This window comes from Pseudogulbenkiania sp. FW507-F1, assembly GCF_058781125.1.
Map to the genome: position 1 here is coordinate 117,456 of NZ_JBYSWM010000006.1, position 21,566 is coordinate 139,021.

The following is a 21,566-nucleotide window of genomic DNA, read 5'->3' on the forward strand; positions in this document are numbered from 1 at the left end:
GGGGCCTAGGCCCCCTTGTCGGTTTGCGGCGATCAGCTGCCGCTGCTGGTGCTGGCCGGTGTCGCGTCCGGGGCGTCGCTCTCCTCCCACGGCAGATCGACCTTCTTGTGATTGATGGTCATCACCCCGTGCTTGTATTCCAGATCGGTGGAAATCTGGCCGTTCTGCTGCTTCAGATAGCCCTGCTCGGTCCATTGCGCCAGCTGGCTGTCGAGCAGGCTGCGCGCCAGGTCGTCCACTTCCTTCAGGTTCGGCTGGTCTTCCGCCGAGGCGTCGACGGTGAACAGGTTGCGCGCCTGCGCCACCACCAGGTCTTCCAGGGTCTGGCGCGGCAGGTTGACGCTGGCCTCGGCCTCGAAGCGCTTGAGGAAGGTCAGCGGGTTTTGCAGGTCGGTCTTCTGGAAGCCGGTGAGCGTCAGGTTGCCCTTGAGTCGCGCTTCGCCGCTTGGCATGCGTAGCGAGAACTCGTTGACCACCAGGCGCGGGTTGTTTTCCAGCAGCGGCACACCGTAGGTCTTGATGGCATTGACGTAGCGCTGGCGCAGGATGGTCGGGTCGACCCCCTCGAACGGAATCTTGCCGATCTCCTGATCGAGCTTGAGCAGGGTCGGGCCATGCAGGTGGTTGGCCGAAACATCCAGCTTCATCGGGCCGTAGTGCTTGTCGTTGAGATTGAAGCTGGCGAAGTCGAACTTGCCGCGCGTATTAACGAACTCGTCCTGCTCGCTGGTCACCATCTGGTAACGCAGGTCTTTCAGCCCCACGTTGGACGGGCGGAATTCGCCAGACGGGTTGATGAACTCGCCGACGCGGATGCGCGTCAACACGTAGACCAGTTCGTTGAGCTTGAGGTTGTAGGGAACGCTTTCCTTCCAGTTGAGCTGGACGTTGCCTACCGTCAGCTCGCTGGTGCCAAGCTTGATGCCGCTGCTGCCCGGACGCACGTCGGACAGGTATTTGACTCCGTCGAAGGCCAACGAGCCCTTGGTCGACGCTTCGAGCAGGAACCCGGGCGAGAGAGCCTCGGTCTTGTATTCCTTGTAGCCAGAGGCGTAATCGACCTTGAGGTCGAAGCCCTTCCACTTGACCTTCACCCCGGACAGCGCTTCGTCGTAGTCGAATGAAGGGATGTTGACCTCCAGCAGGCCGCCGCCGCCGAAGCCCAGACGGTTGGTGACGGTGATGGGCTCCTTGTCGCCAAAGAACCGCGACAGCGTCTTGCGGGTGGCGTCGCTCATGGCGAACTCGGTCGACACCAGGGCGCGTGCCGGGCGGAAGTCGAAGCTGCCGATGCCTGGCAGCGGGCCGTGCTTGACGTGATGGGTAAAGCGGATGGTCGAGCCGAGCAGGGGACGCAGGTTGTCCGGCAGCATGGCCTCGTACGGCCCCGACAGGCGGCGGTTGAAAGTGAGCTCGGTGGTCTCGGTGGACGAGAACCAGCCTCGTTCATAGCTGTGGGACTTCACCTTGAACAGAGGAAACTCCGCCAGCATGCGGTGTTGTTCGGCCAGCGTATCCTCGGCCTTGAGACCAGCCCAGTAGGCGGCCCCGCCGTACAGGACGAACAGGCCACCCAGTACCCCACCGGCAATGATCAGACGTTTTTTTTGCGGCACAAGCATCGGCTTCTGAAAGTGTAAAAAGACATCATATGTTACACCAGAGCGCTAGGGGAACACATCGGCGAAGAAAGAGTCTGACATGAGCGTAACTATTTATTACAATGGGACTTTATCCCTGATGAGGTGTGCGATTTAATGGAATGGATTAATGGTTTGATTGACTTACCGTGGTGGGGATATGTCGCCGTCGCCCTGGTGCTGACGCACATTACCATCGCCTCGGTGACCATCTTCCTGCATCGCCATCAGGCTCACCGCGCTCTGGACCTGCATCCTGTCCCGAGCCATTTCTTCCGTTTCTGGCTCTGGTTGACTACCGGCATGGTGACCAAGGAGTGGGCCTCGGTGCACCGCAAGCACCACGCCCGCTGCGAAACCGCCGAAGACCCGCACAGTCCGCAAGTGCTGGGTATCAACAAAGTATTCTTCGAAGGCGCCGAACTTTACCGCGCCGCCTGCAAAGACCGCAGCACCATGGAGAAGTTCGGTCACGGCACGCCGGACGACTGGCTCGAGCGCAACGTCTACACTCGCCACAGCGCCAAGGGCATTATCCTGATGCTGGCGATCGATCTCGTGCTGTTTGGCCCGATAGGGCTGACCATCTGGGCGGTGCAGATGATCTGGATTCCGCTGACCGCGGCCGGGGTCATCAACGGTATCGGCCACTACTGGGGCTATCGCAACTTCGAGAACGAAGACGCCTCCACCAACATCCTGCCCTGGGGCATCCTGATCGGTGGCGAAGAACTGCACAACAACCACCACACCTTCGGTACCTCGGCCAAGCTCTCCTACAAATGGTACGAGTTCGACATTGGCTGGATGTATATCCGCATCCTGGAAATGCTGGGGTTGGCGAAGGTTCGCAAGGTCGCGCCCAGGTTGGCCGAAGATCCGTCGCGTCCGCACCTGGATATCGAACATCTGCAGGCGGTGGTCGCCAACCGCTATGCCTTGGCAGCCCGGTATGCGCGCGAACTGAAAGACGTCTATCGCAGCGAGATCGAGAAGCTGGGCCAAGGTAATCTGGCCGGCAAGATGAAGACCTGGCTCAAGCAGGAAGCCAAGGATACGCCGGAAGAAGAGCGCAAGCAGCTGGCGGAATTGCTGGAAAAGAGCCATGTACTGCAGACCATCTACACCATGCGCCAGGAGTTATCCCGTTTGTGGGAGCGCTCCAGCCTGACGCGCGAGCAACTGCTGAAAGAACTGCAGGAGTGGTGCGCCCGTGCCGAGGCCAGCGGCATCGAAGCGCTCAAGAGCTATGCCCAGCGTCTGCGCAGGGTGGCTGTTGCCTGATCAGGCATGAGTCAGCGCGGGTTCTGATACACTGCACGACGGCGGGACGCACTCCCGCCGTTTTTTATTGTCGGGCTCCAAGCGGAGCCCGGGCGCGAATTCCACTATAAGGATTGCCATGACCATCTATCGTCACAAACCGGGCAAGCGGCTGGCCGAGGCGGCCGTCGTCAACGGCATGATTTTCCTGGCCGGCCAGGTGCCGGAAAACACCGACTCCGACGCTCGCGAGCAGACCGCCAACGTGCTGGGTCAGATCGACACGCTGCTGGCCGAGCTGGGGTCGGACAAGACCAAGATTGTAGATGCCACCATTTTCCTCGCTTCGCTGTCCGACTACGACGCCATGAACGAGGCTTGGGATGCCTGGGTGGTCGAAGGTCACGTACCGGCACGGGCCACGGTAGAGGCAAAACTTGCCAATCCTGCCTGGAAAGTCGAGATCAAGATCGTCGCCAGTCGCGGCTGAGAGTAGTGAGTGTGCACAAAAAAACCCGGTCGATGAGCCGGGTTTTTTTTTGTTGGAGCAGACGGCTTACTGGGTGATCACTTCGCGCCAGAACACGCCCTTCACCGCGCTGCCGGTGCCGCCGCTGGTCGTCAGCAGTGTGCCGACGTCGACGTTCAGTGTATCGCCGTCGGTGGTACGGATCATCGCCCGGTAATCGCCGCTCGACAGCTTGACCACGGTCGGACGGCTGGCCAGGAAGTGGGTGTCGGAGAGTCCGGCACTGGTAGCGGCGCTGGCCAAGCTGAAATAGCCGGTTTGCAGGCCTGTCTGGTAGTCGATCACGTACAGCCAGCTTTCCATGGGCGAGCTGTTGTTGGTGTCGCAGGGGTTGGACGGCTTGTTGGCGGTGAATAGCACCTTGCCGTTGGCAATAGCGGCGGAGTTGATCACGCGTTGTCCCGTCGGCAGGTTGGCGGCCCAGCCATAACTGGAGAGGTTGCTGGCGACCCCGACGGTGGTACTGGCACTGGTGTCGTAGTTACTGGAGGCCAAGGTCACTGTGCTCAGCTGGTTGGGAACAGTGGCGTCGTTGCTGTCGTTGTAACTGGTGACAGTATCGATGCGGTCGATCAGGCCGTACATGCTGCCGCTGGCGGTGGTGAGATCGGATGGTGTCAGGTAACGCCCAGTACCGATGTAGATGAAGCGCTTAGGCGTGCCGTCGATGGTGATTTGTCCCAGCTCGGGCTCGCTGCTGATCGGGGCGCCCAGGCTGGCGAGTTTGTGCACGTTCCAGCTATTGGTGTCGGTCGAGGTCAGGTCGAAGCGCCAGACGTTGCCGTCCAGGTCGCCCCCATAAACATACTGAACCTGGTTCAAGGTCGAATAGCTGTCGGCAAAACCGGCAATATAGTTCAGCCCCTTGCCGCTCACGCTGAATTTTTTGATGAGCGCGCCGGTCGTCAGGTTGACGACATACAAATAGCTGTTCGAGGCGAGACTGCTGAGATCGAATGTACTGAAGCCGCTGGCAAATATCGCCACCTTGGTGACAGTGGAGCCAATGATGGCTTGGGTAATGATCGGGCGACCATAAAGGTAGCCGGTATCGCTGTCCACTGTCGTCGCTCCACTGCTGTTGTCGAAGGTCCAAAGCGGGGTCGGGTTGGCCGTGCCCAGCGTCAGCGAGTACACCCCTTTGGCGCCTTTGGCAAAGCCGCTCGACAGATAGTAAGTTGTGGTTGTGGTGGTTTGATTGCCATTGCCGGTAGTGGTCGAGGTGAATTTATCGATTGCGGGCGTGGCATCGAGCCAGTACTTGTGCGTATAGCCGCTGGTGACGTAGGCCTTGATCTTGTTCGGGGCATCGCTTTGCCCGATGGAGTTCAGAAATGCTTTCGGGATATAGGTCCAGGCTTCGCTGCCGTTGCTGCTGTTGTTGGCGCCGATGGTGCCGTTGTTGTGCGTGAAGGCGTGCAGCATGCCGTCGTTGGCGGCCTGAATGACCATACTCAGCCCGGAGACGTAGACAGGCTCGCTATGGACGATCGTACCTAGACGTTTAGCGGGAATGCGGTACGTTGTCCCGAGCGTCACGCTGGGGTTGCCGGTGGTGCTGTTGACCCCTTTCAGCAATTTGACGATGTTTTCGCAGTCCGACTCGCTCGATGCACCGAGATAGGTTTGATTGGTTGCAGAGCAAAAGCTGCTGGTGTCCTGAATTTCGGTCGCCGTGCCACCGATGTTGGTGTAGAACTTCCTGCTGCTGTTATTGCCGCTCAGGCTGCTGTTGCTCAAGGCGGTCAGGATCGTCTGGGCGCTCCATTGCGCGGTGCTGCTGATCGAACCCGTGGTGGGGTCGATGGTGAAGGCCTTGAGGTCCCCCGTCATCATGGTGGCGGTGTCGTCGTAGTAAGAGGCGAACAGTGTGCTGTCCCCCTGCACAATATTGGAGTTGGTCACCGCGGCCGCAGACCCCCCTTGCGAGCTGTCGACGCTGGTGGTGCACACCTCGAGGGGGGTATCGGGCAGGGTGGTCGACGCGTCGGCCTGCGCCAGCCAAGGTGTCGCCATCAAGATGCCGGCCAGCACGAATTGCCTGGTAATCCTTCTTACCGTGGACATGATCATGTTTCCTATCGGGTGAGGATGGTCTGGGAAATGCTCAGGCTGCTGCCTGGACCTTCGGCGCGGCTGGTGACGCGGTAGTAGATGCTGTTGCTTGAACTGAGCCCGGAAAACACGGTGCTTCCAATCTTCTTGCTACCGCCCAGCGTGCTGGTGCTGCCGCTGGAGGGGATGGCGTATTGGCATTTGCCGGCCTTGTCGGTGACGGCCGTGCCCAGGGTGCCGGTGCACAGCCGCTCAATGATGAATTTGACGGTGTAGCCCGAACTGTTGCTGACGTTGATGGCGCTGACCGTGGACCAATCTATGTTGTCCGGTACGCCGTCGCTATTAGTGTCCAGGTCAACCGGATAGTAGCAATTGTTGAAGGTGGTCGAGTTGGTGCTGCAACTGGCGGCATTGGAGCCATCCAGCGTAGTGCTGCTCAAGCTGCCGAGCGCCGATAAGCCGTATTGCAGCCCGACGTCCGTGAGGTGGATGCCGCCTTCCCGGAAGGCGAGGTTGCGTGTCATCAGTCCGGAGAAATCCACCACCCGTACCATGGCCACGCCGATGAGCAGGATGGCGATCATGGCGATCAGGGTGATGACCAGCGAGACGCCATGCTGGGCGCTCTTCAGGGGGCATGTCGTCATGGCTAGCCGGCGGACCATATCGTGTTCCTCAGCGGGATGACGCTTTCGTAGATGCGGTATTTGTAATGCTGCCATTCTGTGCCGCCCGCGCCACCGTCCAGCCGTACCTTGGTACCGCTCCAGATGCAGATGCCGTTGGAGAAGCCGGAACAGGCGGTGGTGACGATGCCGCTTTCGCGTTTCGGGACGCGGGATACCACGGCCAGCTTCACCGCCTGCAGGGTCAGTATCTTGGTCAGGCTGGCGCTATCGGCGGCGAGGGCTGACTTGGCATAAGAGCCAGTGGCATCGGTCCAAGTGTAGCTGCTGCCGCTCTTGATCCCATACTGTGCCTGCATATTGACGATGTTCTCGCCCAGCGTGTAGTTGACGGTGGAGGTTCGCATCGAGGCATCGGCCAGCTTCAATTGGCGATTGGTTTCATCTACCGAGTAAGTGCTGGTAATGACGTCGGAGCCCAGTTTGATGATGTAGTTGCCGGCAGAGTAGGTAGGGTAGCCGTTGGAGTTTTCATAGTTTGTGGCCGGGTTGTAGGTGGTGCCGTTGTCGTTGTTACCCGGGTTCTGTTGCAGCTTTAGTGCGGAATTCTGTTTCTGGGTCAGGTCGAAGCGGGTGCAATTGCCGGTGCTGGGATCGTACAAAACGGAGAAGGTGTTGACTTCGAAACCGGACACGGAGCTGACGTCGAGTTCCGACGAACTAGGCGGCATGGTTTTACTGAGGGTGGCCAGGCCAAAGCTGAGGTTGCCTTTACCTCCCCTGATTTCGACCTGGTCCGCTTCACCATTGGTGCCGCCGTCGACGATGATCAGGGGGGCGATCGAGACGCCGAACCCGGCGCCGGCGAAATTGGGGTCTTCACTGCCACTGGCCCCGTTGGTGCCGACATAAGCGTAGCGATGGGTGCAATTGATCAGGGCCCCGATCTGGGTGCCGTAGCCCGCGCTGCGGATTGCCTGTTCCATCAAAACCATCGAGGTCAAACCTTGGTTCTGGCCCTCCGAGGCCGAGTCCGTGGTTTTGCGCTGGTTCCACCACAGCCCCATGATCTGCGACAGCATCAGCGTGGTGATCAGCGCGATGGTCAGCCCGATCATGATTTCGATCAGGCTGATGCCGGACTGGCGGCGCGGGGAGCGTAAATGCGGCTGATTCATGGTGATCGCCTCAGGAGGTGGGGATCAGCGTGGTGGTGGTGAAGTGGCGCACATCGCTGTCGGATGTGTTTTGCCAGCAGATCGTGACGGTGACCTGATTGGCGGAACCGCTAAGGGTCGAGGCGATGGTGACGGATTGGCGAGCCGCAGTGGCATTGGGTAGGGTCGAGCTGATCGAACTCAGCCAGTTGCTGACCTCGGCCTGGCTGGAACTGGTGCTGCTGCCATCACAGGTATGGCCGCTATTGAAGGCGAAGTTGGTGGCAAAGCTGCCGCTGGCACGGGCCGCCCACATCTGCCCGATCAGGCTGTTGGCGAGGTAAGTGGCCTGCCCGCGGTACTGGTTCTCGCTGTTGGCGCGGATGGTGAAGCCTTGCAGGGCGATCAGGGCGAGGATGCTGATGGCGAAAATGGCCATGGCGATCAGGGCTTCGATCAGGGTCGAGCCTTGCTGGTTTTGCCGTGAGATGCTCGGGCGGGCCATGGTCAGCACTTCCTCGGGTCGGTCGAACTGGTGACGTTGGGGTCGCACAGCTTCAGCGCGCCCCCCGTCTGCAGGGTGATGCGCATGTCCTTGCTGTCGGCCGCGGCGATAGTGGTGACGTCGAAGTTCAGTTGCGTCAGCGGTGTGGAGTCGCTGATCCGGCCGAGCCCATTGAAGGTGACGGTGGTGACGGTGGAGGGTGTCGGGGTGATCGTTACCTTCGGGGCATCCTCGGCGAAATTCTTTTGCTGCAGCACGGCACCGGTGTCGACGCGCTTGATCTGCCAGATTTTCTTGGTGGTCGAGTCAAAGCTCAGCTGCACGGCCGTGTTGGTGCGGATGGCTTCGGCGCGTGCCAGTTGCAGGCTGGCCATGGCGGTATCGGCTGCGTTGCGGATTTGGTGATTCATCAGCCAGGTCGAAAAACTGGGCACGGCAAAAGCCAGTACGACGGCCATCAGCACGATCGAGATCAGCATTTCGATCAGGGTGAACCCGCGCTGGCGCATCCGCTTCAACATTCGTCCCCCTTGATCAGCCAGCAGGACTTGCTAACCGTGCTGCCCTTGTACTGGGTGGTGCTCTTGCTGTTGCTCTGATCCAGGCTGTAAACGTAACCGGCCATTACCGTGGTGCCGGTGGCGCCGAGGGTATAGCCGGAGCTGCCGCTGGCGGTACAGGCCAGGGTGAAATAGTCGACGGAAGAAGGAGTGGCGCCGCAGGTGGTGCCGGAGGCGGCGTAGCTGCGGTTGTCGGCGTAGTACTGCTCCAGGCTCACCCGTGTTTGCGACAACTGGGCCAGTGCCGCGTTGATGCGGCTGCGCCGCACGTAATCCTGATAGGCCGGGACGGCGAGCGACATCAGGATGGCCACTACGACGATGGCAATCAAGAGTTCAATCAGGGTGAATCCCGCCCAAGCTTTTCTCATAATTTTTCCGGACTCGTCCAATCTTTATCATGATAGTCGAAAGAGTACGGTTTAAGGCGCTGATGTGCCGTTGTTCTGTTTGATTTTAAGTGGCGTGTGGCGTCGACGCCGACAGGAAATCGCGACAAACGTTCAGCGCCGTGGTGGTGACAGTCGGGCTGGTGGGTTCGAGGACGGTGACGTCGGGCATCGAGCGCAGCCAGGTCAGCTGGCGCTTGGCCAGTTGCCGGGTGGCGGCGATGCCTTTGTCGAGGAAATCGGCGTAGCTGGCTTGGCCGTCGAGGTGCTCCCAGGCTTGGCGGTAGCCGACGCAGCGCATCGAGGGCAGGTCGGGCGTGAGCTCGGGATAGCGTTGACGCAGGCGCACGACTTCGTCGAGGAAGAACTGTTCCAGCATCAGCCGGAAGCGCAAGGCGATTCGCTCGTGTAGCCAGGCGCGGTCGTGCGGGATCAGCGCCAGTTTGAGCATCTGGAAGCGGGCGGCCTGGCTGCGTCCTTCTGCGTGCCACGCCGAGAGGGGTTTGCCGGTAAGCCGGAAGACTTCCAGCGCGCGCTGGATGCGCTGCGAGTCCATCGGTTCGAGGCGCGCGGCGGTGATCGGGTCGGCTTCGGCGAGTTGTGCGTGCAGTGCGGGCCAGCCGTATTTGGCGGCCTCGAGGTCGAGTTGGGCGCGGGTGGCGACGTCGGCGGGCGGCATGTCGGAGAGGCCGTCGATCAGCGCCTTGAAGTAGAGCATCGTGCCGCCGACCAAGAGCGGCACCTTGCCGCGTGCAGCGATATCGTCGATCAGGCGGTTGGCATCAGCGTGAAACTGCGCTGCGGAATACGCTTCCAGCGGGCTGATGATGTCGATCAGGTGATGGGGCACCTGCGCCATCTCGTCACGGCTGGGCTTGGCGGTACCGATATCCATGTCACGGTAGACCAGCGCGGAGTCGACGCTGATGATTTCCACCGGAAAGTGGCGGGCCAGTTCGAGTGCCAATCCGGTTTTGCCGGAGGCGGTGGGGCCCATCAGCAGGATGGCTTTGGTGGGGGTGGTCATGGGGTGCGGCGATGAGTGCGACAAGGCGATATTGTCGCACCGGGCGAGGCTTCGGCCAACCTTTGCAGCGGGGGCAAGCTTGGCCACATGGCGATGGGAACTTATCCCCGTAGGCGAGCGAGCCAAGGCAGGTTGAGCACCGCCGGAGAGCAGGAGCCGCAATGCACGCAGGGCGCCGCGGTACTCAAGAGGCAAAGGCGTAGCCGCCTAATGGGGGCCGTTCTCAGACTGGGGCGGTTTCGTCGACAAACTGGCGGATCGCCGCCAGCAGCGTCTGGCCACGCGCGTCAGCCGTCGCTTCCAGCGTGGCAATCTCCTCCAGGCACTGGGCGCGGTAGCGGCCGGGGATTGCCCGGTCGATCAGCTTGCTGCGGCACCAGCTCTGCCAGCGCTCCCGCTCGGCGGCCGTCAGCGAGCTGGGGAAGTTGCGCGCGCGGTAACGGAACAGTTGCTCGGTCAACTGCGTATCGTCGAACACCGGGCGCTCGCCGGCGAGTTGCACCGCCGACAGCGTGCGCAGCCGGGTGAGTTCGCGGCGGTCGTTGTTGGAAACGAAGCCGCCGTAGAGGTTTTCATCCACGTCGGCGGGTGCGCCGGTCTCGCGCTGGTAGACCTTGCGCCAGACCGAGGTCAGGTTCGGCAGGGCTTGGGCGGTCTCGGCGTGGCGTTTGACTGCGTCCAGGTCGATGCCCCAGTGATCGGCACGTTCATCGCTCAGAACGCGCAGGTTGCTCACGACGAACGGCGATTTGTTGATGTGGATGGTCTTGATCGGCAGCCGGCTGACACCATCGGGCAGCTCGTCGCTGCGGCTGAACAGGCGCTGGCGGATCGTGTCCGGGCCGAGTCCGCGCAATTCGGTGGGGTCGTAAGCCAGATCCCAGACGATCACTTCATTCTTGTTGCTCGGGTGTTCGGCCAGTGGCCAGACCACCGCCAGGTTGCCGCGCTCGGCACCGTACATGCCGGAGACGTGCAGCAGTGGGCGCGGGGCGTGCAGGCTGAGTTGGTGGCGTACCGCGTCCTTCTTGCGCAGGCCGAGGTAGAACTCGAACAGCTTGGGCTGGTGCTGGCGGATCAGCCGCGCCAGGGCGATGGTGGCACGCACGTCGGAGAGCGCATCGTGCGCGGCCTCGTGGGCCAGGCCGTTGGCGGCGGACAGGTGCTCGAGCTTGAAGCTCGGCAGGCCGGTATCGTGCTTGGGCCACTCGATGCCTTCGGGGCGCAGCGCGTAGGTGGCGCGCACCAGGTCGAGCAGATCCCAGCGTCCGCACTGGTTCTGCCACTCGCGGGCGTAGGGGTCGATCAGGTTGCGCCAGAACAGGAAGCGGGTGACCTCGTCGTCGAAGCGCAGCGAGTTGTAGCCGACGCCGATGGTGCCGGGGGTGGCCAGTTCGCGTTCGATCACGCCGGCGAATTCGTGCTCCGCCACACCGTGCTGCTGGCACAGTTGCGGGGTGATGCCGGTGAGCAGGCAGGCTTCGGGGGAGGGCAGATAGTCCGGCGCCGGTTGGCAATACAGCATGACCGGTTCGCCGATCTCGTTCAGCTCGGCATCGGTGCGGATGCCGGCGAACTGCGCTGGACGATCCTGGCGCGGCACGGTGCCGAAGGTCTCGTAGTCGTGCCAGAAGAAGGTGTGCTGTGACATGGCGTGGCGGGCAGGGGTAAAGGCGGCATTGTCGCACCGCTGCGGGCTTCGGCCAACCTTGGCCGAGCGGGCCGCCGTCAGCGCCCGCGCATGAACAGGTTGTCGAGGTCCTTCATGGTCAGGCGGCTCCAGGTCGGGCGGCCGTGGTTGCACTGGCCGGAGCGTTCGGTGGCTTCCATGTCGCGCAGCAGTGCATTCATCTCGGCCAGCGTCAGCTGGCGGTTGGCGCGCACCGCGCCGTGGCAGGCCATGGTGGCCAGGAGCTCGTTGCGGCGCTCGGTGAGCACCCGCGTCAGGCCGAATTCGCGCACGTCCTTCAGTACCGCGCGCGCCAGCTCGACCGGGTTGCCATCCTTCAGCCACACCGGCACGCCGCGCACGGCGATCTGGGTGGGGGAGAGCGGGGCGAGCTCGACGCCGAGCCGCTTCATCTCCTCGCCGTGCTCGTGCACCGTGGCCGCTTCCATGCGGTCGGCGGCGAACGACACCGGCAGCAGCAAGGGCTGCATCGGGATGCTGTCGGCTTCCAGCGCGTTCTTCAGCCGCTCGTAGATGATGCGCTCGTGCGCGGCGTGCATGTCGACTACGATCAGGCCTTCCTGGCACTGGCTCAGGATGTAGACCCCGTGCAGTTGCGCCAGGGCGAAGCCGAGCGGAGGGATGCCGTCGTCGCTGTCGGGCAGGGTGGCCAGCGTGGCGGCAGGCAGCGGCGACGGCAGCGGTCCTGCCGGGCGGGTGTCGGCCTGGCGTTCTTCCTCGCGCAGCCCGGAGAACATCGCGTCGTACACCCCGATCGCCTCGCGCGCCACGCCGAGCGGAATGCTCTGCTGCTCGTAGCGGTAGCTCTGCACCGGGGTGCGGCCATTGCCGGTTTGGCTGGTGGCGAACAGCCCGGCCGGTGCCGGGTTGGCGCCGGAAAGGTTGGCAGAAGACGGGGTGGCGGCCCCTTCTGCCAGGGCCACGGCGGGGGCCGCCCCGGCCGTGGTGGCCGCCAGCGCCTTGTTGACGCTGTGGAACAGGAACTGGTGGATGGCCTGCGACTCGCGGAAGCGCACCTCGATCTTGGTCGGGTGAACGTTGACGTCCACCGCGGCCGGATCGATGGTCAGGAACAGCGCATAGGCCGGATGGCGGTCGTGGTGCAGCACGTCGCGGTAGGCCTGGCGCAGGGCATGCTGCGCGGTCTTGTCGCGTACGAAGCGGCCGTTGACGTAGAAGTACTGGGCGTCGCGGCTGGCCTTGGAGTAGGTCGGGCTGGCCACGAAGCCCGCCAGTTGCAAGCCTCCGGCGTTAGTTTCCAGCGGCAGCGCGGCCTCGACGAAATCCTTGCCCAGCAGCGCGCCGACGCGCTCGGCCAGGGACTGAGCCGGCAGGCGCCATACTACCTTGCCGTTGTGGCGCAGCAGGAACTCCACCTGCGGGTGCGCCAGCGCGATGCGCTCGAAGGTGGCCGCGCAGTGGGCGTACTCGGTGTTCTCGCTCTTGAGGAACTTGCGCCGCGCCGGGGTGTTGAAATAGAGATCGACCACTTCGACACTGGTACCCGGCGCATGCGCCGCCGGCTCCACCGGGTGCAGTGCACCGTCGATGGCGATGATCTGGTGTGCGTGCGCCTCGTCGTGCGGACGGCTGATCAGCGTCAGCCGCGATACCGAGGCGATACTGGCCAAGCCCTCGCCGCGAAAGCCCAGCGTGGCGACGCTTTCCAGATCGGCGAGTGAGGCAATCTTGCTGGTGGCGTGGCGGTCGAGCGCCAAGGGAAGGTCGTCCGGCACGATGCCGCCGCCGTTGTCGGTGACGCGGATCAGCTTGATGCCGCCTTGGGCGAGATCGACGGTGATCCTGTCGGCGCCAGCGTCCAGGCTGTTTTCCAGCATTTCCTTCAGCGCCGAGGCGGGACGTTCCACCACCTCGCCGGCGGCGATCTGGTTGACCAGGTGGTCGGGCAGGGCATGGATGCGCTTCATGCGGTCTTGCGTGCCAGGCGCTTGTGGCGCCAGATTTCGACGAGGCCCGGCAGCAGCGAGACGAAGATGATGCCGAAGATCAGGTATTCCAGGTTGCTTTTCACCACCGGCAGGTTGCCGAACAGGTAGCCGGCGTAGGTGAAGCTGGCCACCCACAGCACGCCGCCGATGATGTTGTAGGCGAAGAAGCGGCGATAGCTCATCGCGCCGGCCCCGGCCACGAACGGCGCGAAGGTGCGCACGATCGGCACGAAGCGGGCCAGGATGATGGTCTTGCCGCCGTGGCGCTCATAGAAAGCATGGGTCTTGTCGAGGTATTGCTGCTTGAGCAGGCGCGGAAAGCGCGCCATCAGCGACAGTCCCAGACGGCGGCCGATGGTGTAGTTGACACTGTCGCCCAGCACCGCCGCCGCGATCAGCGTCGCCACCAGCGCGTGCGCGTTCATGCCGCCGGTGGCAGCCAGGGTGCCGGCGACGAACAGCAGCGAGTCCCCGGGCAGCACCGGCGTCACCACCAGGCCGGTCTCGCAGAACACGATCAGGAACAGGATCAGGTAGATCCACGGGCCGTACTGCGCCACCAGCACCGCCAGGTGGCGGTCGATGTGTAGCACGAAATCGAGCAGAAATTGAAGGGCTTCCATGGCGTTCATTGTACAGGAGGTTGGCCGAAGCCGTTGAGACGGCGAGCAAGAGGGGGAGGGCGAGCTACTCGCCGGTGGTGATCGGGTATCGCAAAAGAAACTGGCCGGACAGGCCGGCCAGTGCAGTCATCAGACTACCGCTTCGTCCTTGGGTTTCTGCGGCTTGATCATGTGCTCGCGCGCCACGCCCAGCCACAAGGCGATCGGGCTCGCCACCAGCACTGAGGAATAGATGCCGAACACGATGCCGATGGTCAGCGCGATGGCGAAACCGTGCAGCGCCGGGCCGCCGAAGACCAACATCGACAGCACCATCGCCTCGGTACAACCGTGCGTGATCAAGGTGCGGCTCATCGTCGCGGTAATGGCGTTATCGATGATCTCGGACACGTTCTTGTTGCGCATCGCCGCCTTGCGGAAGTTCTCCCGGATACGGTCGAACACCACCACCGACTCGTTCACCGAGTAACCCAGAACCGCCAGTACGCCGGCCAGCACGGTGAGGCTGAACTCCCACTGGAAGAAGGCGAAGCAACCCAGGATGATCACCACGTCGTGCATGTTGGCGATGATGGCCGCCACGGCAAAGCGCCATTCGAAGCGCAGCGCCAGGTACAGCATGATGCCCAGGCACACGATGATCACCGCGGTCAGGCCATGGGTGACCAGCTCCTCGCCCACGCTCGGGCCGACGAACTCGACCTTGCGCAGTTCCACCGCCGGGTCGGCCGCCTTCAGTGTGCCCATCACGCGCTCGGACAGCTGCGCCGAGCTTACGCCCTGGCGGCTAGGGAGGCGGATCAGCACGTCGCGCGACGTGCCCAGGCTCTGCACCGTGGCCTCGCCGAACTTGAGGGCGTCCACGCGGTCGCGGATGTCGTTCAGGTTGGCCGCCTGCCGGTACTGCACTTCCATCACCGTGCCGCCGGTGAATTCCACGCTGAAGTTCAGGCCCTTGGCGAACAGAAAGAATACGGCCAGCAGGAAGGTCACCAGCGAGATGGTCGTGGTGAGCCTGCCGTAGCTCATGAACGGGATGTCCCGTTTGATGCGGAAAAGCTCCATTGCGTCCTCTAGAGGTAAGGGCGAGCGGCTTGGCCGCCCGCCTGGAACCGGTTCACGATCTGTTGCGCCATCCCCGAGCGGGGTTCGGCTTCGGTTTGAAAATCAAATGGGCAACATGTCCATTTGATTTGCCGCCTGCTTCGCCCCGCTGAGGATCGTTCGCAACAGATCGTGGGTTCTTACGATTCAGGTTTCCAGACCTGGCCGATCGACACCGTGGCCAGGCGCCGCTTGCGGCCGTACCACAGGTTGACGAAGCCGCGCGACACCAGGACCGCCGAGAACATCGAGGTCATAATCCCCAGGCAATGCACCACGGCAAAGCCGCGCACCGGGCCCGAACCGAAGATCAAGAGCGCGAGGCCGGCGATCAGCGTGGTGATGTTGGAGTCGAGAATCGTGGCCCAGGCATGCTGGTAACCGGCCTGGATCGCGGAGTGCGGCGGCACGCCGTTACGCAGCTCCTCGCGGATGCGCTCGTTGATCAGCACGTTGGCGTCGATCGCCATGCCCAGCGTCAGTGCGATGGCGGCGATGCCGGGCAGGGTCAGCGTCGCCTGCAGCATCGACAGCACCGCCACCAGCATGAACAGGTTCACCCCCAGCGACAGCGCCGAGATCAGGCCGAACACGCGGTAGTAGATCAGCATGAACACGGCGATGGTGGCAAAACCCCACAGCGTGGAGTGGAAGCCCTTCTCGATGTTCTCCTTGCCCAGGCTCGGGCCGACGGTGCGCTCCTCGATGATGTTCATCGGGGCGGCCAGCGAGCCGGCGCGCAGCAGCAGCGCGGTATCGTTGGCTTCAGCGGCGTTCATGCTGCCGGAAATCTGCACCCGGCCGCCGCCGATCTCGCTGCGGATCACCGGTGCGGTCACCACTTCGGCGCGGCCTTTTTCCACCAGCACCATCGCCATGCGCTTGCCGATGTTCTCTGCCGTCACCTGGCGGAAGATCGAGGCCCCGGTGGAGTCGAGGTTGATGTGCACCGCCGGCGTGCCGTTCTCGTCGAAGCCCGGTTGGGCGTCGTTGATGTTGTCGCCGGTCAGCTCGACCTCTTTGCTTACCAGGATTTTCTGCGGGCCGCGCGGGGTCAGCTCGTCCAGTAGTTCGTAGCCACCCGGTACGTTGCCGGCCAGTGCCTCGGCCACCATGCTCTGATCGTCTGACACCATGCGCACTTCCAGCGTGGCGGTACGACCCAGAATATCCTTGGCCTTGGCGGTGTCCTGCACGCCCGGCAGCTGTACCACGATGCGGTTGGCGCCGGATTGCTGGATGATCGGTTCGGCGACACCCAGTTCGTTGACACGGTTGTGCAGCGTGGTGATGTTCTGCTTCACCGCATCGCTCTGGATGCGGGTGATCTCCTCCGGCTTCAGCGTCAGGCTCAGCTTGTAGCTGTTGTCGTCGCTGGTAAAGCTCAGGGAAGGCAGGGCACGGGCCACGGCGTCCTCGGCCGCCTTCAGCGTGGCTGCGTCACGCAATTGCACTTCCAGCGTGTTGCCGTTGCGCTTGATGGCACCGTAGCGGACCTTCTTGTCCTTGAATTCGCGACGGATATCGCCGGCGTAGCGCTCCATGGTCTTGTCGGTGGCCGCCTTCATGTCCACTTCGAGCAGGAAGTGAACGCCGCCGCGCAAGTCCAGCCCCAGGAACATCGGATAGGCCTTGAGCTTGGTGAGCCAGTCGGGCGACGCCGCCAGCAGGTTGAGCGCGATGATGTAGTTGTCACCCAGCGCCTGCTGGATGGCGTCGCGCCCCTTGATCTGGGTGTCCGGGTCGTGGAAACGGACCTTCAGGCTATTGCCGTCCAGGAACAGGCCGTCCGGGGTAATGTGCTGGGCAGTCAGCGCGGCTTCGACGCGGCCCATCAGCGCGGTGTCCACCGGAATGGACTGACGCGAGCTGGAAATCTGGACGGCAGGGGTTTCGCCGAAGAAATTGGGCAGCGTATAGATCGTCGAGACGACCAGCGCTACCACGATGATGAAGTATTTCCAGAGTGGATAGCGGTTCATGTGCGAGAGTCTGGCAGAAGGGAAATGGCCGCCCGTTCAGGCGGCCCGGGTGTATTACAGGGACTTGATGGTGCCCTTTTCCAGTTTGGCCGATACCGCGCCACGCTGGATCTGGACTTCCACGCCGTTGGCGATTTCCACCGACAGGTACTGCTCGCCGGCCTTGGTTACGCGGCCCACGATACCCCCTTGGGTCACCACCTCGTCGCCCTTGGCAATTTCGGACAGCATTCTTTGCTGTTCCTTGGCGCGCTTCTGCTGCGGGCGTACCAGCAGGAACCAGAACAGCGCGAAAATCACGACCATCGGCAGGAAGCCCATCAGGTCGAAACCGCCCGGAGCGGTGCCGGCAGCGAATGCGGGGGTGATGAACATCGTGTTAACTCCCTTATGTTTGTTGTCTATCAGTATCCGAAGCGGGCCATTGTAGCCACGCCGTGTTGCTTTTCCAACCGTTGTGGCAGCGCAAACCCGGTATGACCCTGGTCTGAAGTCCTGGTTCCATCGCCTCAATCGGCTCCGCGTGCTCGGCGCTGGGCAAAATCGACCTGGAACGCCGGGAAGCGGTCCTCCTCGATGGCCTGGCGCATTTCCGCCATCAATTGCTGGTAGTAATGCAGGTTATGGATGGTGTTGAGGCGCGCTCCCAGGATTTCGCCGACCCGATGCAGGTGGTGAAGATAGGCGCGGCTGAAGTTGCGGCAAGCGTAGCAGCCGCACGTCTCGTCCAGCGGTTTCTTGTCATCCTTGTAGCGCGCGTTCTTGATTTTCACGTCGCCCCACTGGGTGAACAGCCAGCCATTGCGCGCATTGCGTGTCGGCATCACGCAGTCGAACATGTCCACACCGTTGGCCACCCCGTGCACCAGGTCCTCCGGGGTGCCCACTCCCATCAGGTAGTGCGGCTTGTCGGCGGGCAGCATGTCCTTCATTTCTGCCAGCATGCGGTACATTTCGGGCTTGGGCTCGCCGACTGACAAGCCTCCGATGGCGTAGCCGTCGAAACCGATCTCCATCAGGCCTTCGAGAGATTCGCGGCGCAAATCGGTATAAAGGTTGCCCTGCACGATGCCGAACAGCGCGTTGGGGTTCTTCAGGTCGTCGAAAGCGCGGCGGGAACGTTCCGCCCAGCGCAGGCTCATGCGCATCGACTTGGCGGCGGTGTTGTGGTCAACTTGGCCCGGGGTGCATTCGTCGAAGATCATCACGATGTCCGAGTTCAGCACCTTCTGGATTTCCATCGACTTTTCCGGGGACAGGAACAGCTTGTCGCCGTTGACCGGGCTCTGGAAGGTCACGCCTTCCTCGGTGATTTTGTTCAGCGCCCCCAGGCTGAACACCTGGAAACCGCCGGAGTCGGTCAGAATCGGCTTGTTCCAGCCAATAAAGTCGTGCAGCCCTCCAAAATGTTGGATGACTTCGAGGCCGGGGCGCAACCAGAGGTGGAAGGTGTTGCCCAGGATGATCTGCGCGCCGATGTCGTTGAGTTCGACCGGGCTCATCGCCTTGACCGAGCCGTAGGTCCCCACCGGTTGGAAAACCGGGGTTTCTACCGTGCCGTGGTTCAGTTCCAGCGTCCCCCGGCGGGCGCCGCCGGACGTTTTGTGTACGGTAAACTTCAGCATGTAAATAAGGTTTGCGTAGTAAAATCAGCGCGCTAGTATACCCGAAGCGGTCTGTCTCACGAATTTTTGCTGTTAGGGGCTTGCCAAGGATGGCTGCAGTGAGTATTATGCACTCCTCGACGACAGGCACGTAGCTCAGTTGGTTAGAGCACCACCTTGACATGGTGGGGGTCGTTGGTTCGAATCCAATCGTGCCTACCAAAATTCAGCATTGGAGCATTCCCGGAAATGGCTTTCCGAACTACTATCACCCGTTATTCGCGCTAGTCGCGCCTTGCGGGATGTTCCATGCAAAAAAGTGCGGCTTTGGCCGCACTTTTTTTTTGTCTTCCGAATTTGATCGCGCCTTGCCCGGCCATACTGCGTTGGAGTTCACATGCCTGATATTCGCCTGCCCGACGGCTCTGTCCGTTCCTTCGATAAACCGGTTTCCGTGCACGAGGTCGCTGCCTCCATCGGTACCGGTCTGGCGCGTGCCTCGCTGGCAGGCCGTGTCGACGGCCGACTTGTTGATACTAGTCATGTGATCGACCGTGATGCAGATCTGGCCATTATCACCGACAAGGATGCCGATGGTCTCTCCATTATTCGTCACTCCACAGCGCACTTGCTGGCCTACGCCGTCAAGGAGCTGTTCCCCGAGGCGCAGGTGACGATCGGCCCGGAAATCGAAAACGGTTTCTACTACGACTTCAGCTACAAGCGCCCGTTCACCCCCGAAGACCTTGTTGCCATCGAGAAGAAGATGGGGGAGTTGGCCAAAAAAGATATCCCGGTCGAGCGCTATGAGCTGCCCCGCGACGAGGCTATTGCCTACTTCAAGTCGATTGGCGAGCACTACAAGGCCGAGATCATCGAATCGATCCCGCAGGGAGAGGTGCTGTCGCTGTACCGCGAAGGTGATTTCACCGACCTCTGCCGCGGCCCTCACGTGCCGTCCACCGGCAAGCTCAAGGTGTTCAAGCTGATGAAGGTGGCGGGTGCCTACTGGCGTGGCGACAGCAAGAACGAGATGCTGCAGCGTGTCTACGGTACTGCCTGGGCCAAGAAGGAAGACCTGGCGCAGTACCTCTACATGCTGGAGGAGGCTGAGAAGCGCGACCATCGCAAGCTGGGCAAACAGCTCGACCTGTTCCATCTGCAGGATGAGGCGCCGGGTATGGTGTTCTGGCATCCCAAGGGGTGGCAGTTGTGGCAGTCGGTGGAGCAATACATGCGAGCCACCCTGACCGAGGCCGGTTATCAGGAAATCCGTACGCCGATGGTGATGGACCGTATCCTGTGGGAAAAATCCGGTCACTGGGAGAACTACCGCGAGAATATGTTCACCACCGAGTCGGAGAAACGCGACTACGCCGTCAAGCCAATGAACTGTCCGGGGCACGTCCAGGTGTTCAATCAGGGTTTGCGCTCCTATCGTGATCTGCCGTTGCGCTATGCCGAATTCGGTGCCTGTCATCGCAACGAACCGTCCGGTGCCTTGCACGGCATCATGCGCGTGCGTGGTTTCGTTCAGGATGACGCGCACATCTTCTGTACCGAAGAGCAGATCATCGATGAGGCCAAGGCTTTCAATGAACTGACCATGCGTGTCTACCGCCAGTTTGGTTTTGACAATGTTTCGGTCAAGCTGTCGCTGCGGCCCGAGAAGTACTCCGGCACCCTGGAGGCATGGGATCGTGCCGAGAACGGCCTGCGCGAAGCGCTGCGTGCGTGCGGTATCGAATGGGAAGAACTGCCGGGTGAGGGGGCGTTCTACGGTCCGAAAATCGAATACCACATCAAGGATGCGCTTGGCCGGTCCTGGCAGTGTGGTACCCTGCAGCTCGACTATGTGCTGCCGGAGCGTCTCGGTGCCGAATATGTGGCGGAAGATAACTCGCGCAAACGCCCGGTGATGCTGCATCGAGCCATCCTGGGATCGCTGGAACGCTTCCTCGGTATCCTGATCGAGAACCACGCCGGGGCCTTCCCGTTGTGGCTGGCGCCGGTGCAGATGGTGGTGATGAATATCACCGAAGCGCAGGCTGATTATGCAGCCTCTGTGGTGCAAACGCTGAAAAAACAAGGCTTCCGCGTCGAGCTCGACTTGAGGAATGAAAAGATCAGCTATAAAATCCGCGAACACAGTCTGCAAAAACTGCCGTACCAGATTATTGTGGGCGACAAGGAAAAAGCAGACGGTCTGATTGCCGTTCGTGCTCGTGGCGAAGATTTGGGCCAGCTGACGCTGGACGACTTCGTGGCACGCCTGAAGGCCGAGATGCCTCAGTGACGCGGTGTCGGGCTTGATGAACAATTAATAGGAGATTTGGCTATAGCTCAGGAACGTGAAGCACGGATCAACGGCGAAATTACCGCCCGCGAGATCCGTCTGGTAGGTAAGGAAGGCGAGCAGCTCGGCATCGTGAGTCTGCGTGAGGCAATGGCAGCGGCCGAGGAGCTGGACATCGATCTGGTCGAGATTTCTCCGACCGCTCAGCCGCCTGTCTGCAAGCTGATGGACTATGGCAAGTTCAAGTACGAGCAGTCCAAGAAGCGTCACGAGGCCAAGCTCAAGCAGAAGCAGGTGCAGATCAAGGAAGTCAAGTTCCGTCCGGGTACCGACGACGGTGACTATGGCGTCAAGCTGCGCAACCTGGTTCGCTTCCTGAGCGACGGTGACAAGGCCAAGGTAACGCTGCGTTTCCGCGGTCGTGAAATGGCTCACCAGGATATCGGCCTGGCCCTGCTCAAGCGGGTCGAGGCGGATCTGGCTGAAGTTGGCACGGTCGAGCAGTTTCCGCGCCTGGAAGGTCGCCAGATGGTAATGATGATTGCCCCGAAAAAGAAATAATCG

At 61.8% G+C, this 21,566-nt stretch carries 19 protein-coding genes and 1 tRNA gene; 5 read left to right on the forward strand and 15 right to left on the reverse strand.

The annotated features are described in order from the left end of the window. Window positions 1-32: 32 nt before the first annotated feature. The gene (locus AC3WG5_RS05755) at window positions 33-1,622 is read right to left on the reverse strand and encodes a YdgA family protein (RefSeq protein ID WP_482582887.1); all 1,590 of its coding nucleotides are present in this window, start codon (window positions 1,620-1,622) and stop codon (window positions 33-35) included. Between the two features lie 135 nt (window positions 1,623-1,757). On the opposite strand from AC3WG5_RS05755, the gene AC3WG5_RS05760 reads away from it, so the two are divergent. Then, window positions 1,758-2,924: a DesA family fatty acid desaturase gene (locus tag AC3WG5_RS05760; protein ID WP_492568118.1), complete on the forward strand. Its 1,167-nt coding sequence runs from the start codon at window positions 1,758-1,760 to the stop codon at window positions 2,922-2,924. Window positions 2,925-3,042: 118 nt separating this feature from the next. After that, complete coding sequence (locus AC3WG5_RS05765; protein ID WP_482582885.1) at window positions 3,043-3,393, forward strand: RidA family protein; 351 nt, start codon at window positions 3,043-3,045, stop codon at window positions 3,391-3,393. A 66-nt stretch (window positions 3,394-3,459) separates the two neighbouring features. On the opposite strand, the gene AC3WG5_RS05770 is transcribed toward AC3WG5_RS05765, so the two are convergent. From AC3WG5_RS05770 to tgt, 14 genes are all read right to left on the reverse strand, one after another. Next, entirely contained in the window at window positions 3,460-5,499 is a 2,040-nt protein-coding gene (locus AC3WG5_RS05770) for a pilus assembly protein (protein ID WP_492568119.1), read from the reverse strand. An 11-nt stretch (window positions 5,500-5,510) separates the two neighbouring features. Then, window positions 5,511-6,137 (reverse strand): pilus assembly PilX family protein, encoded by a 627-nt coding sequence (locus tag AC3WG5_RS05775; RefSeq protein WP_482582882.1) that lies wholly within the window; start codon window positions 6,135-6,137, stop codon window positions 5,511-5,513. A 2-nt stretch (window positions 6,138-6,139) separates the two neighbouring features. After that, a complete protein-coding gene (locus tag AC3WG5_RS05780; protein WP_482582881.1) occupies window positions 6,140-7,294 on the reverse strand; it encodes a PilW family protein in 1,155 nt (384 codons plus the stop codon). A 10-nt stretch (window positions 7,295-7,304) separates the two neighbouring features. After that, window positions 7,305-7,778: a type IV pilus modification protein PilV gene (gene pilV, locus AC3WG5_RS05785; RefSeq protein WP_294867744.1), complete on the reverse strand. Its 474-nt coding sequence runs from the start codon at window positions 7,776-7,778 to the stop codon at window positions 7,305-7,307. Between the two features lie 2 nt (window positions 7,779-7,780). After that, window positions 7,781-8,299, reverse strand: a complete 519-nt coding sequence (locus AC3WG5_RS05790) for a GspH/FimT family pseudopilin (protein ID WP_482582880.1) — start codon at window positions 8,297-8,299, stop codon at window positions 7,781-7,783. Further along, window positions 8,293-8,709 (reverse strand): type IV pilin protein, encoded by a 417-nt coding sequence (locus AC3WG5_RS05795; protein ID WP_482582879.1) that lies wholly within the window; start codon window positions 8,707-8,709, stop codon window positions 8,293-8,295. The genes AC3WG5_RS05790 and AC3WG5_RS05795 overlap by 7 nt, the downstream gene beginning before the upstream one ends. Window positions 8,710-8,794: 85 nt before the next feature. Continuing rightward, window positions 8,795-9,754, reverse strand: coding sequence for a tRNA (adenosine(37)-N6)-dimethylallyltransferase MiaA (gene miaA, locus AC3WG5_RS05800; RefSeq protein WP_482582878.1), 960 nt, complete (start codon window positions 9,752-9,754; stop codon window positions 8,795-8,797). A gap of 223 nt (window positions 9,755-9,977) precedes the next feature. Further along, on the reverse strand, window positions 9,978-11,405 hold the full coding sequence (gene sbcB / locus AC3WG5_RS05805) for an exodeoxyribonuclease I (RefSeq protein WP_492568120.1): 1,428 nt from the start codon (window positions 11,403-11,405) through the stop codon (window positions 9,978-9,980). Window positions 11,406-11,482: 77 nt separating this feature from the next. Continuing rightward, entirely contained in the window at window positions 11,483-13,372 is a 1,890-nt protein-coding gene (gene mutL / locus AC3WG5_RS05810; RefSeq protein WP_492568121.1) for a DNA mismatch repair endonuclease MutL, read from the reverse strand. Next, window positions 13,369-14,025, reverse strand: coding sequence for a DedA family protein (locus AC3WG5_RS05815; protein WP_008955142.1), 657 nt, complete (start codon window positions 14,023-14,025; stop codon window positions 13,369-13,371). The genes mutL and AC3WG5_RS05815 overlap by 4 nt, the downstream gene beginning before the upstream one ends. A gap of 120 nt (window positions 14,026-14,145) precedes the next feature. Continuing rightward, window positions 14,146-15,081, reverse strand: a complete 936-nt coding sequence (secF, locus tag AC3WG5_RS05820) for a protein translocase subunit SecF (protein ID WP_008955141.1) — start codon at window positions 15,079-15,081, stop codon at window positions 14,146-14,148. Window positions 15,082-15,260: 179 nt separating this feature from the next. After that, window positions 15,261-17,102: a protein translocase subunit SecD gene (gene secD, locus AC3WG5_RS05825; RefSeq protein ID WP_008955140.1), complete on the reverse strand. Its 1,842-nt coding sequence runs from the start codon at window positions 17,100-17,102 to the stop codon at window positions 15,261-15,263. Between the two features lie 54 nt (window positions 17,103-17,156). Continuing rightward, window positions 17,157-17,477: a preprotein translocase subunit YajC gene (gene yajC / locus AC3WG5_RS05830; RefSeq protein ID WP_008955139.1), complete on the reverse strand. Its 321-nt coding sequence runs from the start codon at window positions 17,475-17,477 to the stop codon at window positions 17,157-17,159. A 134-nt stretch (window positions 17,478-17,611) separates the two neighbouring features. Then, the gene (gene tgt / locus AC3WG5_RS05835; RefSeq protein WP_492568122.1) at window positions 17,612-18,727 is read right to left on the reverse strand and encodes a tRNA guanosine(34) transglycosylase Tgt; all 1,116 of its coding nucleotides are present in this window, start codon (window positions 18,725-18,727) and stop codon (window positions 17,612-17,614) included. A 124-nt stretch (window positions 18,728-18,851) separates the two neighbouring features. Between tgt and AC3WG5_RS05840 the strand changes: the two genes are divergently transcribed. The 3 genes from AC3WG5_RS05840 to infC all read left to right on the forward strand — a co-directional run bounded on the left by AC3WG5_RS05840 (window position 18,852) and on the right by infC (window position 21,563). Then, a tRNA-Val gene (locus tag AC3WG5_RS05840) sits at window positions 18,852-18,928 on the forward strand. 175 nt (window positions 18,929-19,103) lie between these two features. Continuing rightward, window positions 19,104-21,002 (forward strand): threonine--tRNA ligase, encoded by a 1,899-nt coding sequence (gene thrS, locus AC3WG5_RS05845; RefSeq protein ID WP_482582872.1) that lies wholly within the window; start codon window positions 19,104-19,106, stop codon window positions 21,000-21,002. Window positions 21,003-21,038: 36 nt separating this feature from the next. Then, window positions 21,039-21,563: a translation initiation factor IF-3 gene (infC, locus tag AC3WG5_RS05850; protein ID WP_008955136.1), complete on the forward strand. Its 525-nt coding sequence runs from the start codon at window positions 21,039-21,041 to the stop codon at window positions 21,561-21,563. Window positions 21,564-21,566: the final 3 nt, after the last annotated feature.